Below are 16,173 nucleotides of genomic sequence, written 5' to 3' on the forward strand. Positions count from 1 at the left end.
GATTGGTCTAAGCTTCTACTATTTTTTGTAGAATTAGCTTGGGCAGTAAGAGCTGCGACATTTGTATTAATACGAAATCCCATTGTAAATCCTTTTTGGAATGAATTTCAATCGCATCCATGCGATTGTTACTCACTATATCGCTTGATTAAAAAAAAAGTTTAGGGGTTTTGTGGGAAAAATTTTAAAAATGTTAAATTTTGAGCTTTTTTAAAAAAGCTCACTATGATAACCTATATTAATACAATATAAAATAAGTTCTACTTCTTGTTTTTGATATATTAAAAGCAAATCTGGTTTTAAATGGCATTATCTATAATCTTTAAATTTTTCTATAAGTTGGTGGTCGTGATATTTTTTATATAAAATTTCGTTATTTTGTAGTTTTTTTGCAATATCTTTAAATAATGCTTTATCGCTATCATTTAGCTTTTTAAAGGATTTTTTAAATGATTTAGTAAATTTTAGTTTCATTTTTCTAAAAACTTCATTGCATCTTCTATAGTATCAAAGGGTCCGTATACTTCACCATTTTCAACTTCTTTAATAGCTTTTAATAAAGCCTTGCTAGGTTCTTTATATTTTATTTCTGGTTCATCAATACTTTCTTTAAAAATTTGATTAAGTTCTTAGCATCCTTTAACTTGCTTTGTAAATCTGCCTTTAACTTAGCCTTTCTTTTCTCTGCGTTCATTAAAGAAGTTACAAGATGTTTTTTTTCGTTCATATTTAAGTATTTTTCATAATTTTGTATAATTTACTTCTTAAAAATTTTAGCCTGATTATAACAAATTTTTTAAAAAATAAATTATAAAAAATTCTTTGCTATAATTTTAAAATTTTTTTGGAGTAAACTATGTTTTTTATCGACGTACAAGGGACCTTATTAAGTGATAAAGATAAATCCTTAATCGAAGGTGCAAAAGAACTTATAGGCTTTTTAAATGCAAATAATCTACCTTATGTGATTATCACAAACAATACAAAAAAACTTGATTTTTTAAGCACACTTAGAAAACAAGGTCTTGATATAAAGCAATATGCGTATTTAGACCCTTTTTATGTATTTGAGAATTTAATCAAGCCTTGCAAGGTGGCTGCTTATGGGGCAGAGGAGTTTTTAAATAGTTTGCAAGAATTAGGTTTTACGCTTGAATATCAAAGCCCTAAGGCTGTTTTGGTAGCTAGTTATGATGATTTTAAATTTAAGGACTTTGCAAATATGATAGAATTTGCAAAAAAGGGCGTTAAAATGATAGCTATGCATGAAACAAGCATTTATAAAAAGGATAATTTATCATATCCTGGGGTTGGTAGCATTATGGCTATGCTTAAAAATGCTTATGAATTTGAATATGAAGTGGTCGGAAAGCCTAGTAGGGCCTTTTATGAAACGGCTTTGAAATTAATTAAAATGCAAAATGAAAACGCTAAATTTGAAGATATTTGTATAATAAGCGATGATTATAAGGGTGATTTAGTAAAGGCAAAGGAATTTGGAATGAGTTGTGTTTTGGTTTTAAGTGGTAAAATTTCAGATACTAAGGGGCTTGATACTAGTATTTTAAAGGGTGTTTATCCAAGTGTTTTAGAATTTATGAAAGGATTGACATGCTAGATGAGTTAAGAACTAAGATTGATGCAGTTGATGATGCGATTTTAAAGCTTTTAAATGAAAGAATGGCTTATGTTAAAAACGTTGGGGAATTTAAAAAAAGTCAAGGTAGTGCTATTTATAGGCCTGAACGCGAACGTGCTATAATTAATCGCCTTAAAAATAACAACAAAGGCTTGTTAGACCAAAATGCTATCGAGGCCATTTATGGAGAAATTTTTGCAGTTTCAAGGAATTTAGAAATGCCTCAAAGTGTGGCTTATTTAGGACCTGAAGGAACTTACTCACACCAAGCTGCTAGGGCTAGATTTGGGGCTATGAGTAGGTATATAGCCCTTTCAAATATAGAAGATGTCTTTAAAGAACTTATGAATAAGGAGGCAAAATATGGAGTTGTACCCATTGAAAATAATACAGAAGGGGCTGTTGGTATAACCCTTGATTGCTTAGGCGAATACACTAAGATTAAAATTTTTGGTGAAATTTATATGGATATACACCATTCTTTTGTGGGTATTAATGAGAATTTAAAGGAGTTAAAAAGAATTTATTCTCATCCACAAGGCTATAATCAATGCCGAAAATTTTTAGAAAGCCACGCCTTAAGCGAGATTGAGTTTATCCCTAGTAAATCAACTGCACAAGCTGCTTATCTAGCCTCACAAGATGAATACTCAGCTGCTATTTGTTCTAAGATAGCTGCTAAGCTTTATAATGTGCCGATTTTATTTGAAAAAATAGAAGATAACCTGGCAAATAGGACTAGATTTTTAATACTAAGTGATATTAAAAATCCAAAAATGCCAAATTGTAAAACCTCGATTCTAGCACACACTGCACACACGCCAGGAAGTTTAAGTACCTTTTTAGAACAATTTAAAAAAGAAAATATCAATATAACAAAGCTTGAATCAAGACCTGTTAAAACTAGAGAATTTATACATAGTTTTTATATAGATTTTGAAGGTCACATTGATGATGAAAATGTACAAAGGGCACTAAAGGGTAGCGACGTAGTATGGCTTGGGTCGTATTTAGCAGGAGAGTGAATTGTTAAAATATATAAATGGTGGGCTTATGAAAGAAAATAATGAAAATATTTTCGATGAGTATTTTACAAAGCCAAAAATCGCACAATATCTTTTTGAAAAAAGCAAGGAAATCATTAGCAAGTATGAGAATATTAAAAAATATACCTGGCTTGAACCAAGTGTTGGGGATGGTTGTTTTTATAAGCTTTTGCCACATAAAAAAATAGGCGTAGATATAAATAAAAGTTCTTTTGATATTTTGCAAACTAATTATTTAAATTTTACTTTGCCAAAAAAGCCATTAATCGTTATAGGAAAACCACCTTTTGGGCATCGTGGGGTTTTGGCATTGGAATTTATAAAGCATTCTAAGGAGGCTGATTTTGTGTGTTTTATATTGCCTATGTTTTTTCAAAGCTTAGGTAAGGAGTCTATTAGATATAAGGTTAAGGATTTTAATTTATTATATGAAGAAGTTTTAGCTAAGAATTCTTTTTATTTAAGCAATGGAAAAGAAAAGGATGTTAAATGTTGCTTTCAAATTTGGAGTAAAAATTACAAACAAGAAAAAAACGAATTTAGCTGGTATAAACAAAAAGAAAAGCAAGAACCTTTCAATGATATTTTAAGGGTGATTATCGTTTCTTTGGCTAAAAATAGAGAATGTGGCAAAGAATGGATTTTTAACAAAAAGGCAAATTTTTATCTTTCAAGCACTTTTTTTAAGGAAAATGCTGTGGTTAGTGATTTTTCTCAGGTAAAATATAAAAGTGGCATAGCAATTATTTATCAAAACCAAAATTTAAAAAATAAACTTGATAAATTTTTTTTAAATGCTAATTGGCTTAAATATAGTTCTTTAGCTACAAATGGTTGTAGGCATATAGGAAAATCGCATATTTTTAAGCTTTTGCAAGATGAGAATTTTTTAAAAAAAATTAACTATAAAGGAATTTTTGATAAAATTTTTTATTAATGAAAATTTTAAAAGGAGCTAAGATGAAATTTAATGCTGTGCTAGATAATATAGCTACTTATGAACCTGGCAAGGATATAGAAGTAATTGCTAAGGAGTACAGGCTTAGTGAAGTTATAAAACTTGCTAGTAATGAAAATCCTTATGGGACTTCTTCAAAGGTTATTGAAAGCTTACAAGCAAATGCAAATAAGGCAAATCGCTACCCTGATGATAGTATGGCCGAGTTAAAACAAGCATTGAGTGCTAAATTTTGCATTAATGAAAATGAGCTTATAATAGGTGCTGGGAGCGACCAAATAATTGAATTTGCAGTTCATGCAAAGTTAAATGATGAACATGCTTGTTTGCAAAGTGGGGTAAGCTTTGCTATGTATCAAATTTATGCTAAGCAAGTTGGGGCAAAATGCTATAAAACAAAGAGCATTGAACATAATCTTAAAAATTTTAAACACCTTTATAAAAAACACAAAGATAAGGTTAAAATTATCTTTTTATGTGTGCCAAATAACCCCTTGGGCGAGTGTTTAGATAGCGTTGCTATTAGAAAATTTATAAGAAAGGTGGATAAGGATTGTTTAGTGGTACTTGACGCTGCTTATAATGAATTTGCAAGTTTTAAGGATAAAAATAAGGAGTTAAAGCCTAAGGCATTAATAGAGGAATTTGACAATGTGCTTTATTTAGGAACCTTTTCTAAGCTTTATGGACTTGGGGGGCTGCGCGTAGGTTATGGCATAGCTAATGAAAAGATAATCAAGGCACTTTATAAATTAAGACCTCCTTTTAATGTGACAAATTTAAGCTTAAAGGCTGCTGTTGCTGCTTTGACAGATAATGAATTTACTCAAAAAACCTTGCAAAATAATCTTGATGAGATGAAAAAATTTGAGGATTTTGCTATACAAAATAGTATTGAATTTATACCAAGTTATACAAATTTCATTACTTATTTATTCAAAGATAAAAAAAATAGTACACTTATCGCTGAAAATTTGCTTAAAAAAGGTATAATAATAAGAAATTTAAAAAGCTATGGCTTAAACGCCGTTCGTATCACAATAGGGACGCCTTTGGAGAATGCGAAATTTTTTGATGAATTTGCAAAAATTTTACAAGAAGATAGCTAAAAAATTTTTATTATCGCTTAGAGGGTATTGATGGATTATAAGACGATGTTATTGCAGATTGGGCAAATTTATCAAAAGCTCACTCGCAAACAAAGAATCGTTATTGCAGCTTCTATTGTCGTTGTTGTTGGCTTTTTAGTAGGACTTAGCTTATATAGTCGTGGTACTGGCGGAGTTGGTGATGGTTATGCTGTTTTGGTTGAAAATGTAAGCCCAAGTTCATCAGCTGCCATTGTAACAAGGCTTGAACAAAACGGCGTTCCTTATAGATTAAGAGATGAAAATACTATTTTAGTACCAGCTGATCAGGTTTATCGTCAAAGAATGTTTATAGCTAGTGAAGGGCTTATTAAAGAAAGTCGCATAGGCTGGGAAAGCTTTGATTCTACTAAATTTGGTATAACTACTAGAGAACTAGATATTCAAACGCAAAGGTCCTTAGAGGGCGAGCTTGCAAGGACTATTGAAACTTTAGAACCTATTAAAAGTGCTGTTGTTCACGTGGCTATCCCAAAGGAAAGCACCTTTGTAGATAGACAAAAGCCCCCTACTGCTTCTGTTGTGGTAAATATAAGAGAGGGCTTAAAGCTTACTAGAAAACAAATAGATGGTATTAAAAATATAGTATCTCATGCTGTGCCAAAACTAGTTCCTGCAAATGTTAGGATAAGTGATCAAAATGGTATAACCCTTGATGAACAAGAAGCCTATGATTCAGATATTATTGCTGCTGAGGTAAAGTATAAAAGGGATTATGAAAGCGAACTTGAAGAAAAGATTGTAAATTCCTTAGCACCCTTTGCCGGTGGTAGGGATAAAATAGAAGTTAGTGTAAATATAGAATTTGACTTTTCAAAACAAGAATCCCAATCTGAAATTTATGACCCTAATGCCATAGTTAGAAGTGAACAAACTTTGTCTGAAAGAAAAGATGGTAGAAAAGATAAAGAAGTACAAGGCGTACCTGGGGCTGTTTCAAATATAGGACCAGTAGAAGGGCTTGAAGGTGATGGTTTAAGAGAAACTTATAGCAAGGACCAAGTTACTACAAATAACGAACTTTCAAAGACTATAACAAATACTAAAAAGCAATTTGGCGTACCTATTAGAATTTCTGCTGCTGTTACAATTGATGGCAAATATCAAGATATAGCCGATGAAAATGGGATAGTTACTAATCAATATGTACCATTAACGCCTGAACAATTAAGCGGTATTGAAAATATAGTAAAAAGCACTATAAATTTTAACGCTGCAAGAGGGGATAGCGTAGTAGTTCAAAATTTACCTTTCCACCAAGAAAGTGCTAAGGTTGAAAGTCAGGTTAAGACCTTCTATGGTCGTTTTGTTGAACCATTTATACCTCCTGTAAAATACCTAATCGCAGCGGTGTTGTTATTTTTCTTCTATAAAAAGGTTATCGCGCCATTTATGCAAAAAATGCTTGAAGATGCAGCCGCACAAGAAGAAGCACAAGAAGGACCAAATGCTGTGCTTGATGATGCAGAAGATACCTTAGAGAAATTTAACGCGGCTAGGAAAAAGGTTGAAGAACAACTTGGTTTTGGTGATAATTTCAATGAAGATTCTATACAATATGACGTTTTACTTGAAAAACTGCGTGGGCTAGTGACCGATAAAAGTGAGGAAATTTCAGCCCTTTTACAAAATTTAATTCAAAATGATAGCGAATTTAGCGAGAATAAGGACTTATAATGATTAAGCTTACCGAAGAACAAAAAATGGTTTATGATGATTTATCAATGCCTGAAAAGGTTGCGATATTTTTGATACAACTTGGAGAAGATGCGACAACTTCCGTTTTTTCACATATGGAAATAGATGTTATTACTGAAATTTCTCGCTATATAGCAGTGGCAAAATCTGTCGACCGCTCAGTAGCTACAGCAGTTTTAGAAGAATTTTATACCCTTTTACAATCTAATCAATACATAAAAAGTGGTGGTTTAGAGTATGCTAAGGAAATTTTATTTAGGACCTTTGGACCTGATATAGCTAATAAAATTTTAGAAAAATTAACTAAGAGTATGGAAAATAATCAAAATTTTGCATACCTTGCACAAATTAAGCCTCAACAATTAGCAGACTTTATCACAAAAGAACACCCACAAACAATAGCCCTTATTTTAGCACACATGGACTCAATTCATGCAGCTGAAACATTGGAATATTTTAGTGATGAGTTAAGGGCTGAGGTAGTTATAAGAATGGCAAATCTAGGCGATATTTCGCCAAGCATTATAAAAAGGGTATCAGCTGTCCTTGAAAGCAAGCTTGAAAGCCTTACTTCTTATAAGGTTGAAGTTGGAGGGCCAAGGGCCGTTGCAGAAGTACTTAACCGCTTAGGTCAAAAGGCATCAAAATCTACTATTACTTATATAGAACAAAGCGATGAACGTTTGGCTGAAACCATTAAAGAATTAATGTTTACCTTTGATGATATACAAAAACTTAGTACTCAAGCTATAAGGGAAATTCTTAAAGCTGCTGATAAACGCGATTTAATGATAGGATTAAAGGGTGCTAGCGAGGAATTAAAACAAAAATTCCTTTCTAATATGTCTTCACGTGCAAGTGAGGCCTTCTTAGAAGAAATGGGCTTTTTGGGTGCTGTGCGTGTTAAAGATGTGGAAGAATCACAAAGAAAGGTCGTTGAAGTTGTTCAAAAACTTGCAGAACAAGGGCTTGTGCAAACAGGCGACGCTGATGAGATGATAGAATAGGCGTAAGATATGGTAACTAGAAGTAATGTCATTTCAAATGAAACCTCGAATCAACATGTGGTTGAAGGTTATCGTTTTAAGGTAATTTCTGAATTTTCTAAGCCAGAAGAAGAAGAAAAGCCAAGTGAGCATAAAGAAGATAAAGAAACAAAAGAGATTAAGGAAGAAAAGGAAAAAGAAGAGAACTTTGAAGAAGAAAAAGAAACTCCCCTTGCCTTTCAACCAAGCTTTGTTGAAGATTTGCTTAAAAAAACGGATGAAATGTCAAATAATATTATTAAGTTACAAATGCAAGTAGAAAGCCAAGAAAGTGAATTTAATAATAGGCTAAGTAGCGAACTTGAAAACGCTAAGGAAAAATACACAAAAGAAGGTTATGAAAAGGCTAAGGCTGAATTTGAAAAAGAAATGGTAGAACTTAAAGATAGATATGTAAAAAGCACGGCTAAGCTTGAAGAAGCTTGTAAGAATTTGGATAATTTTATAGCCCAAAATGAAAAAGAATTAGCAGACACGGCAGTTGATATAGCAAAAGAAGTTATTTTAAAAGAACTTGATAAAAACTCGGCTAAAATTGCCTATGCTTTAGCAAAGGACCTTTTAAGTGAGTTAAAGGGGGCAAGTGCTATTGAGTTAAAGGTAAGTGCGGCTGATTATGAATACTTAAAGGCTCAATTTGAAGATAACACTCATATAAAAATAAGCCTTGATGATGCCATAACAAAGGGCAGTGTTGTGATTTTAAGCGATGCTGGTAATATAGAATCAAACCTTAATAATAGGCTTGTTAAGGTTAAAAAAATGATAAATAATGAATGATAGATTAGCCTATACACACGAAGAATTACAAAATTTAAAAATAGATGAGTTAAATTTATTAGCTAAAAATTTGCGTGAAAAAATCATAAATGTAGTTAGCAAAAATGGAGGGCATCTTAGCTCAAATTTAGGCGTAATAGAACTTAGCATTGCTATGCACTATGTATTTGATTACAAAACTAATCCCTTTATCTTTGATGTATCTCACCAATCTTACGCACATAAATTATTAACAGGAAAAGAAGATAAATTTGAAAGTTTGCGTCAATTTAATGGGCTTAGTGGTTATACTAAGGTTGAAGATGGAGATTATTTTATAGCAGGTCATTCTAGTACCTCAATATCCTTAGCAATAGGGGCTTGTAAGGCGATTTTTTTAAAAAATGAAAATCGTATTCCTGTTGTTATGATAGGTGATGGGGCATTAAGTGCTGGAATGGCGTATGAGGCCTTAAATGAGTTAGGGGATAATAAATATCCTTGCATTATTATATTTAACGATAATGAGATGAGTATAAGTAAGCCAATAGGGGCTATTTCAAAATATATTTCTCAAACTATGGCTACGCCTTTTTATCAAAAATTTAAGCAAAGAGTAGAAAAAATGCTTGAATTTTTACCCGATGGGGCTAGTTATATGGCTAAACGTTTTGAAGAAACTTTTAAGCTATTAAGCCCTGGATTTTTATTTGAAGAACTTGGACTTGAATATATAGGGCCTATTGATGGGCATAATATAAAAGAAGTAATTAGTGCTTTAAAACAAGCAAAATCCATGCTAAAGCCTTGCGTTATCCATGCTAAAACCATTAAGGGTAAGGGCTATGTTTTAGCCGAACAAAAAGAGGCAAAATGGCATGGGGTGAGTGCCTTTGATATAAAAAGTGGACAAAGCATTAAAGCAAGTGAGAGTAAAAAGACAGCCACTCAAATTTTTAGTGAAAATTTATTAAGTTTGGCAAAAAAATACAAAAATGTAGTAGGCGTAACTGCTGCAATGCCTAGTGGAACAGGGCTTGAGAACTTAATTGAACTTTATCCTAATCGCTTTTGGGACGTGGCAATTGCCGAACAACACGCAGTTACTTCTATGGCGGCTATGGCAAAGGAAGGTTTTAAGCCCTTTATAGCTATTTATAGCACCTTTTTACAAAGGGCGTACGATCAGGTAATTCATGATTGTGCTATTATGAATTTAAATGTTGTCTTTGCTATGGATAGGGCTGGTATTGTAGGAGAAGATGGAGAAACTCACCAAGGGGCCTTTGATATTAGCTTTTTAGCCCCTATTCCAAATTTAAGTTTAATCGCCCCAAGGGATGAAAATATGATGAAAAATATCATGGAATACGCATATTTTCACAAGGGTCCTTTGGGACTTCGTTATCCTAGGGGGGCTTTTATATTAAATGATGAATTTAGCCCCTGCGAGATAAAGCTTGGCAAGGGTGAATGGCTTATCGAAAATAATAGTAACATTGCTTTTATAGGTTATGGTCAGGGCTGTGGCCGTGCTTTTGAGGTATTAAAGGCTTATGAAAATGATGGCATTAAGGATCTTGCAAATTTTATTGATTTAATCTTTGCTAAGCCACTAGATAAAGGACTTTTAATAAAAGTAGCTACTAAATGCAAGATTTGGTTTATATTTAGTGATAGTGCTAAGATAGGTGGCGTAGCTACTTTATTAAATGATTTTTTACAAAAAGAAAATTTGCAAGTAAGGTTATTTAGCTTTGAATTTGAAGATAGTTTTATAACCCATGGTAAGACCCAAGATGTTTTAAAATCTTTAAATTTAGATACTACTTCTTTAAAAATTCGTATAAATGAGTGCTTAGAAAAAATTAACAAATAAAATGCTAAGCCAAGTTATAAGGGCTAAAATTATACTAAAAAAAACTCCAGCACTAGCACAATCTTTTGCCATTTTTGCCTTTATGTGCCATTTGTCAGTTATTAAATCCACACAGGCTTCAATGGCTGAATTTATACACTCAGCTATTAAAATGATAAATAAAACAAGGATTAAAAATAAGTGTTCAATCAAACTTATAGGCAAAAAAAGGCTTATGATGATTAAAGGAAGTATAAAAAATAATTCTATTCTAAATGCCATTTCTTCTTTAAGCATAGCTAAAATGCCTTGCAAGGCGAATTTTGTGTTATTAAAAAAATTGTATTTTGTCTTCATTTTTATCCTTAGTAAGCTATTAAAAGTCCCATAGATAGACGTTGTATATAGCGATTATAATCAATCAAGCTTTCTCCATAGCCATTAAAGTATTGTACATACCAAAAAACCCCATTATCAAAAAGGTCGTATCCAAAATCAAGCTGGGTAGCCCCTTTATTGTCGCTAAAATCAAGATTATTTCTAAACATAGAATTTACAAAAAAATTTTTTCCAACGTATCCTAAATTAATATCAAAGGCTCCCATATAATGCCTTATATCAGGGTTGTCATCATTATTTCTTGGTTCGGGTATTCTATACCAAATTCTAGGTACAAAGATAAAATTATCATAAAAAAGCGTGGTACTAAGATAGATTCTATTCCAAGAACGCGATTTAAGCTCAGCGTCCCCTTGTCCATTTGACTCATGCAAAAGCCCAAATCTAAGCGTATTTAAAAGGTGATTTTCTTCAAAATTTAAGGGAAAATCTATAAAAAACTCAGGCTGATAATTATTTTCTCTAAAAGGTGATGAGTGTTTATAAATTTGCCACCAAGAAGTTTGAGTATAGGCAAAATAATACTTTTCATCAAGTCCCATAAGGTTTTCAAAAAGCATTTTTTTAATGCTTAATTGAAATTTTACCTCGTATTTGCTATTGCCATTTTCTAAATTTTTAAAGCTATAAGAATAAGGCAAAAAATAATTCATTTTATAAGCACTAATTCCAAAGGGGTTAAAGCTTTGTTCCTTGCCAAGATAGTTTTTTAAGGCTATGTTTGAAAAAATATTATTTTCTTCTTCTTCGTTTTTTGTAGGTTTTTTTGTTAAGCTTAAACTTTTATTTATATCGCTTTTTTGCAAGGCTATTTTTTTATAAATTTTCATGGCCCTTTCATAATCGCCGTTTTTTTCATATTCTAAGACCTGTTCTAGTTCGCTATTTGCATATAAAAAGGTAAAAAGGCTTAAATAAAAAAATATTTTTTTCATAAAAGCCCTTTAAATTTCAAATAATCATCATAAAAATTTAAGTTTAAAAAGCTTTTTTCATCGTCAAATTCAACGCTTTTATAAGGGATATTGTTAAGCAAATTTTCAATTTTAAGTTCGTTTTTATCTAAATTTTCTTTACATAAATTAGCTAAACTACTATGATAAAAACCACATAAAAAATGTTTTTTTTGCTTACTTTGTGCGATTATGGCTTTATAATTTTTATCTAAAAAAGTAGCCATTTTTTCAATGTGTTTTTTTTCTATCAAGGGGTAATCCACGCAAATTATAAAGACAAATTCATTTTTAAAGGTCTTTAAAATAGAATAAAGCCCGAGCATTGAGGCATAAAAATCATAGTTTTCATCATCTTTTATAAGCTTAAAGACATTGTTAAATTTATCATTTTTAGCACTTACAAAGACCTCTTTAAAAATGCCTTTAAATTTATCAATTAAAAATTGTGTTAAATTTTCATTCTCACTTATGCTTAAAAGACTTTTATCTTGTTTCATTCTGCTTGATTTACCACCACATAAAATAACGCAATTAAGTGTTGATAAATTCATGATATACCCTTAGCTTTTTAAATCTTTTTGTACTTTTTGTAAGATTGCTTCATCGTTTGCAAAATCAAAAAATTTAAAATCATTGCCATGTTGGATAAGTCCTCCTATTAAATCACCACTCAAGCGATTTTTAAGGTCCATTTCAGCGATTTTAAAGCCGTCAAGGGTATTTGAAAAATCAATTAGTCTTTGTGGAATTTCATTAAGATTAGTATAAAGATAACAAAAGCTTTTAAGCCCTATGCGACCAACCCTGCCACGAAGTTGATGTAAACTTGCAAGACCTAGCCTTTCAGCCCCTATTATAATAATTACGCTTAGGCGAGGCAAAGAAATCCCAACTTCAACGACCGTGGTACTTAGCAAAATATCGCCTTTATCTCTAAAATTAACTAAAATTTCATCCTTGTTTTTATCCTTGCCATGTGTTATAAAGACATTTTTATAGTTTGTTTGCCAGTAAGAACTGGCTTCTTCAAGTGATTTATATTGAATTTTATCGCTTTGATTAACAAGGGGATAGATAATAATTACTTGGTGATTTTGGGCTATTTCTTCATCAATCTTTGCCTTTAAATTTAAAAAATCCTTTCTTTGAATGCAAATAGTTTGAATATCCTTAACAAAGGGCATTTGTTTAATAAAGCTAAAATTTAAAAGGGATGATTGTATCATGCTTAGGGTTCTTGGTATAGGGGTGGCTGAAAATTGCACAAAATGAGGGGCTAACTCGTTATCACTTAAAGCATAAATTCCTTGTCTTTGATTTGAACCAAAGCGGTGTTGTTCATCTATCATTATAAGTACTGCTTGGTGGGATTTTATGTAAAGTAGGGCGTGTGTGCCTATTATTAAATTTGCATTTTTGATTTTTTCGTTAAGTTCTTTTTCTTTATTGTTTTTTGTAAGAAATAAAATATTTATAAAATCTGGCAAAAGTTTTTTTGCCTCTTTATAAATTTGATTTGCTAAAATGCTAGTAGGTACCATTAAAATAGCTTGTTTAGGATAGACCATTAAAGCAGCTGCAAGTAAAATTAAGGTCTTGCCACAACCCACATCTCCCATTATAACTCGCCTTTTTGCCTTGTCACTTTGCAAGTCATTTTTTATATCTTCAATGGCCTTTATTTGGTCATTTGTTGGCTCAAAGGGCAAGGTTTTAAGCCAATCACTAATATCAAAGGGCTTTATCACATGGCTTTTAATATCTGTTTTTATGGAATTTAAACGTCTTAAAAAATTATATAGTTCAATGTATTTTAATTTATCTTTATGAAATTCTAAATTTTCAAAAAGCATGTAGCTTTCTTCATCGTATTTATGAAAAGTAAGTAAAAAATTTATATACTCATCATCTAAGCCACTTTCTTTTAAATTTTCATAATTTACATATTTTTGTATTAAATTTTTAATTGATTCATCTTTAATGCCTGTAATTTGATACTTTGGATGAAAGCCACCGGCTTGTTTAAGGATTTTAGGATTGCTAATTTGCCAAGTATTGTTAAAAATTTTAAGAGTTGCGTTAAAAAGTATGGTGGAACCTTTTTTATAATTATTTAAATGCCACGCCCTAGCATTAAAGATTACAAAATTTAAGTCACAATTAAAATCCTCGCAAAATCCAATCCCAAATAAGCGATTACTATTAAAACTAACATGTTTAATAACCATGCTTTGAGTACAGATTGAATTTTCCTTTGGAGTCTTTGTAAGATTTAAATTTTCAATTTTTTTAGGTAGTAAAAGGGCTAAGTCTATAACATTTTTAAGATTTAAACGCGTAAAAAGTTTATAATCATCATTACTAAGCTTCATTTTGTACGCTTGCAAAACTTAAATTTAAAATTTCTTTATGCCTTTTTATATAGGCATTTAACTCATTTAATTTTGTCTTTTCTATAAAATCAAGTTCTTTTTTATAATGTCCAATTCCTAAGCCTTTATAATACTCGCTAAAGGCGATATTTAGCCTTTTTATTAAGCTTTCATAGCGAAGAGGGGTTGAGCCTATTAAAAAATTTTTAGCCCCGTTTAATTCATCTTCATTAACTCCATTTTTAATAAAATTTGCAAATACTTCCTTAACTATATTTTTAGCCTCTTTTGCACTTTTATTTTTAGTTTGTAAATAACCAAAAACCCTTTGAAAAGAAGTCCTTAAATCAAGCATTGCATAGGCTGAATAAGCAAGTCCTCTTTTAACGCGAATTTCTTCCATTAACCTTGAGCCAAAACCTCCTTGACCTAGTATAAAAAGGGCGATTTTAGCTAAGTATGCATCCTTGTCACTATCTTTTATAAAAATAGGGCTTGAAAAATAAATATAAGCTTGTTCGCTTTCTTTTCTAATAAGCATCTCATTCTTTGTTTTTTTGCTTAGTTCATAGTGCTTAGCCTGGCTTATAATGCCTTTTTTAAGAATTGATAAAATAGGACCCAAAAGTGTTTTTGATTCTTTAATATCTAACTTGCCACCAAGTACTATACAAAGATTTGAAAGATTAATAAAATCATCGTAAAAGGCTTTTAAGTGCGTTAAATTTATATTTTCAATGCTTTTTTCATCTCCACTATTTGAGGTTTTAAATTCTTCATACTCAAATATGCTTTTATCTAAAAGTCTCTTTGCAAGGTAGTCAAAGTCGCTATTTTTACTTGCTAAATTCCCAAGCGTGTTTATTTTAATACGTTTTAAAATTTCTTCATTAAATCTTGGCTTTTGCAAAAGTTCTTTTAAGGCTAAAAAGCCAAATTTGGCTTGTTCTTTAAGCATTGAAAGGCTAAGTTCAAGACTTTCAAAACCACTACTTGCTTCTAAGCTTATAGCCCTAAAATCAAGTTCTTTAAAGAATTTATCATCAACACCTTCATTTAATAAATTTGCAAACATTTTACAAAGCCCATCTATCTTGTCATAACTTCTACCACAATTTTTAAAAACAAATTTGCAAACTACTATATCTAAGTCATTATTTTCTTCAAAAATCAAAGGAATTTTTACTTTTTTTTCTTCTAAGTATTGCATTAAAACCTTTCTAAAATTTCATAAGCTGTATTGCGTTTTGCCGGGTTTTCACCAAGGGAGCGAATAAGCCTTATCATTTCATTTTGACTCATTTCATAACTAGCCCCTGCTGCAGAAACTACATTTTCTTCCATCATAGTAGAACCTAAATCATTAGCACCAAATTTTAAGGCAAGTTGCCCTATTAAAGAACCTTGCGTAACCCAAGAACTTTGTAAATTTTTAAAATTATCCAGGTATAATCTAGCCAAGGCTAAAAGCCTTAAATAACGATTTGAACTTTGTTTTAAAATTTCAGGGTGCTTTTGTTTAAGCTTAGTATTTTGACTTTGAAAGGACCATAAGATAAAGGCTCGAAAACCTGCCGTTTCATCTTGCAATTTTCTTAAATGCTCAAAATGGTCTATTAATTCTTCATCTGTTTCAATGGTACCAAACATCATAGTAGCCGTGCTTTTCATGCCTATTAAATGAGCTTGTCTGTGAACTTCTAGCCAAGTTTTTGTATCACATTTATTTGGGGCTATCTCATCTCTAACCCTATCACTTAGCACCTCAGCCCCAGCCCCAGGTATAGAAAAAAGCCCCTTTTTTTGAAGTCTGCTTAAAACCTCTTTAATAGAAATTTTACTAATCCTAGCAATATAAGCTATCTCAACTGCTGAAAAACCATGCAAGGTTATATTTGGATAATGCTTACTAATCCATTCCACTAAGTTCTCATACCATTCAATTTTAAGCTTAGGGTGAACCCCTCCTTGAAATAAAATTTGGGTACCACCTATATTTTGTAATTCTTCTATCTTTTTGCCAATTTCTTCAAAGCTTAAAATATAAGCATCATTTTCCTTTGCATGTCTATAAAAGGCACAAAAATCACAATCTATACAGCAAACATTTGTATAATTAATATTTCTATCCACGACAAAGGTGGTTATTTTATCAGGGTGAAGTTCTAACTTTTTTTTATAAGCTAAGTTTCCAAGTTCGTATAAATCAGCATTTTGTAGTAAATTTAGGGCTTCTTTTTTATCTAGTCTTTTCAAAAAATTTCCTTTTTTATTGTATTTGATATTATAACTTC

The 16,173-nt window shown here is 31.3% G+C and carries 14 protein-coding genes and 1 pseudogene; 8 read left to right on the forward strand and 7 right to left on the reverse strand.

Features of this window, described 5'->3' with window-relative positions; translation table 11 throughout:
* Positions 1–210: 210 nt before the first annotated feature.
* Positions 211–474: pseudogene (locus tag FMM56_RS05720) on the reverse strand (type II toxin-antitoxin system YafQ family toxin).
* Between the two features lie 382 nt (positions 475–856).
* On the opposite strand from FMM56_RS05720, the gene FMM56_RS05725 reads away from it, so the two are divergent.
* Genes FMM56_RS05725 through dxs form a run of 8 tightly spaced genes read left to right on the forward strand, consistent with a single transcriptional unit; the run spans position 857 to position 10,173 of the window.
* Positions 857–1,618 (forward strand): HAD-IIA family hydrolase, encoded by a 762-nt coding sequence (locus FMM56_RS05725; RefSeq protein ID WP_150151287.1) that lies wholly within the window; start codon positions 857–859, stop codon positions 1,616–1,618.
* Positions 1,612–2,664 carry a prephenate dehydratase gene (gene pheA / locus FMM56_RS05730; RefSeq protein ID WP_411675306.1) on the forward strand — a complete coding sequence of 351 codons (1,053 nt, stop codon included), beginning with the start codon at positions 1,612–1,614 and terminating at the stop codon, positions 2,662–2,664. The genes FMM56_RS05725 and pheA overlap by 7 nt, the downstream gene beginning before the upstream one ends.
* Positions 2,665–2,692: 28 nt before the next feature.
* Positions 2,693–3,622, forward strand: coding sequence for an SAM-dependent methyltransferase (locus tag FMM56_RS05735; RefSeq protein WP_150208030.1), 930 nt, complete (start codon positions 2,693–2,695; stop codon positions 3,620–3,622).
* 23 nt (positions 3,623–3,645) lie between these two features.
* On the forward strand, positions 3,646–4,752 hold the full coding sequence (gene hisC, locus FMM56_RS05740; RefSeq protein ID WP_150140899.1) for a histidinol-phosphate transaminase: 1,107 nt from the start codon (positions 3,646–3,648) through the stop codon (positions 4,750–4,752).
* A gap of 30 nt (positions 4,753–4,782) precedes the next feature.
* The gene (gene fliF, locus FMM56_RS05745; protein WP_150140901.1) at positions 4,783–6,468 is read left to right on the forward strand and encodes a flagellar basal-body MS-ring/collar protein FliF; all 1,686 of its coding nucleotides are present in this window, start codon (positions 4,783–4,785) and stop codon (positions 6,466–6,468) included.
* On the forward strand, positions 6,468–7,496 hold the full coding sequence (gene fliG / locus FMM56_RS05750; protein ID WP_150140903.1) for a flagellar motor switch protein FliG: 1,029 nt from the start codon (positions 6,468–6,470) through the stop codon (positions 7,494–7,496). The genes fliF and fliG overlap by 1 nt, the downstream gene beginning before the upstream one ends.
* A 9-nt stretch (positions 7,497–7,505) precedes the next feature.
* Entirely contained in the window at positions 7,506–8,315 is an 810-nt protein-coding gene (gene fliH, locus FMM56_RS05755; protein WP_150208007.1) for a flagellar assembly protein FliH, read from the forward strand.
* A complete protein-coding gene (dxs, locus tag FMM56_RS05760) occupies positions 8,308–10,173 on the forward strand; it encodes a 1-deoxy-D-xylulose-5-phosphate synthase (RefSeq protein ID WP_150208009.1) in 1,866 nt (621 codons plus the stop codon). The genes fliH and dxs overlap by 8 nt, the downstream gene beginning before the upstream one ends.
* Here dxs and FMM56_RS05765 read toward each other — a convergent pair.
* The 6 genes from FMM56_RS05765 to FMM56_RS05790 are packed head-to-tail and all read right to left on the reverse strand — an operon-like array spanning position 10,153 to position 16,135.
* A complete protein-coding gene (locus FMM56_RS05765; protein WP_150140909.1) occupies positions 10,153–10,509 on the reverse strand; it encodes a diacylglycerol kinase in 357 nt (118 codons plus the stop codon). The two genes, dxs and FMM56_RS05765, sit on opposite strands and share 21 nt — an antisense overlap.
* A gap of 8 nt (positions 10,510–10,517) precedes the next feature.
* Positions 10,518–11,486 (reverse strand): phospholipase A, encoded by a 969-nt coding sequence (locus FMM56_RS05770; RefSeq protein ID WP_150208012.1) that lies wholly within the window; start codon positions 11,484–11,486, stop codon positions 10,518–10,520.
* A complete protein-coding gene (locus tag FMM56_RS05775) occupies positions 11,483–12,058 on the reverse strand; it encodes a molybdenum cofactor guanylyltransferase (RefSeq protein ID WP_150208014.1) in 576 nt (191 codons plus the stop codon). Before FMM56_RS05775 ends, FMM56_RS05770 begins: the two co-directional genes overlap by 4 nt.
* A 9-nt stretch (positions 12,059–12,067) precedes the next feature.
* Positions 12,068–13,879, reverse strand: coding sequence for an ATP-dependent DNA helicase RecG (recG, locus tag FMM56_RS05780; protein WP_150208016.1), 1,812 nt, complete (start codon positions 13,877–13,879; stop codon positions 12,068–12,070).
* Complete coding sequence (locus tag FMM56_RS05785) at positions 13,869–15,089, reverse strand: M16 family metallopeptidase (RefSeq protein WP_150208018.1); 1,221 nt, start codon at positions 15,087–15,089, stop codon at positions 13,869–13,871. The genes recG and FMM56_RS05785 overlap by 11 nt, the downstream gene beginning before the upstream one ends.
* On the reverse strand, positions 15,089–16,135 hold the full coding sequence (locus FMM56_RS05790; RefSeq protein ID WP_150140919.1) for a dehypoxanthine futalosine cyclase: 1,047 nt from the start codon (positions 16,133–16,135) through the stop codon (positions 15,089–15,091). Before FMM56_RS05790 ends, FMM56_RS05785 begins: the two co-directional genes overlap by 1 nt.
* Positions 16,136–16,173 lie beyond the last annotated feature (38 nt).

It is taken from the genome of Campylobacter sp. LR264d, from assembly GCF_008633895.1.
GTDB lineage: Bacteria > Campylobacterota > Campylobacteria > Campylobacterales > Campylobacteraceae > Campylobacter_D.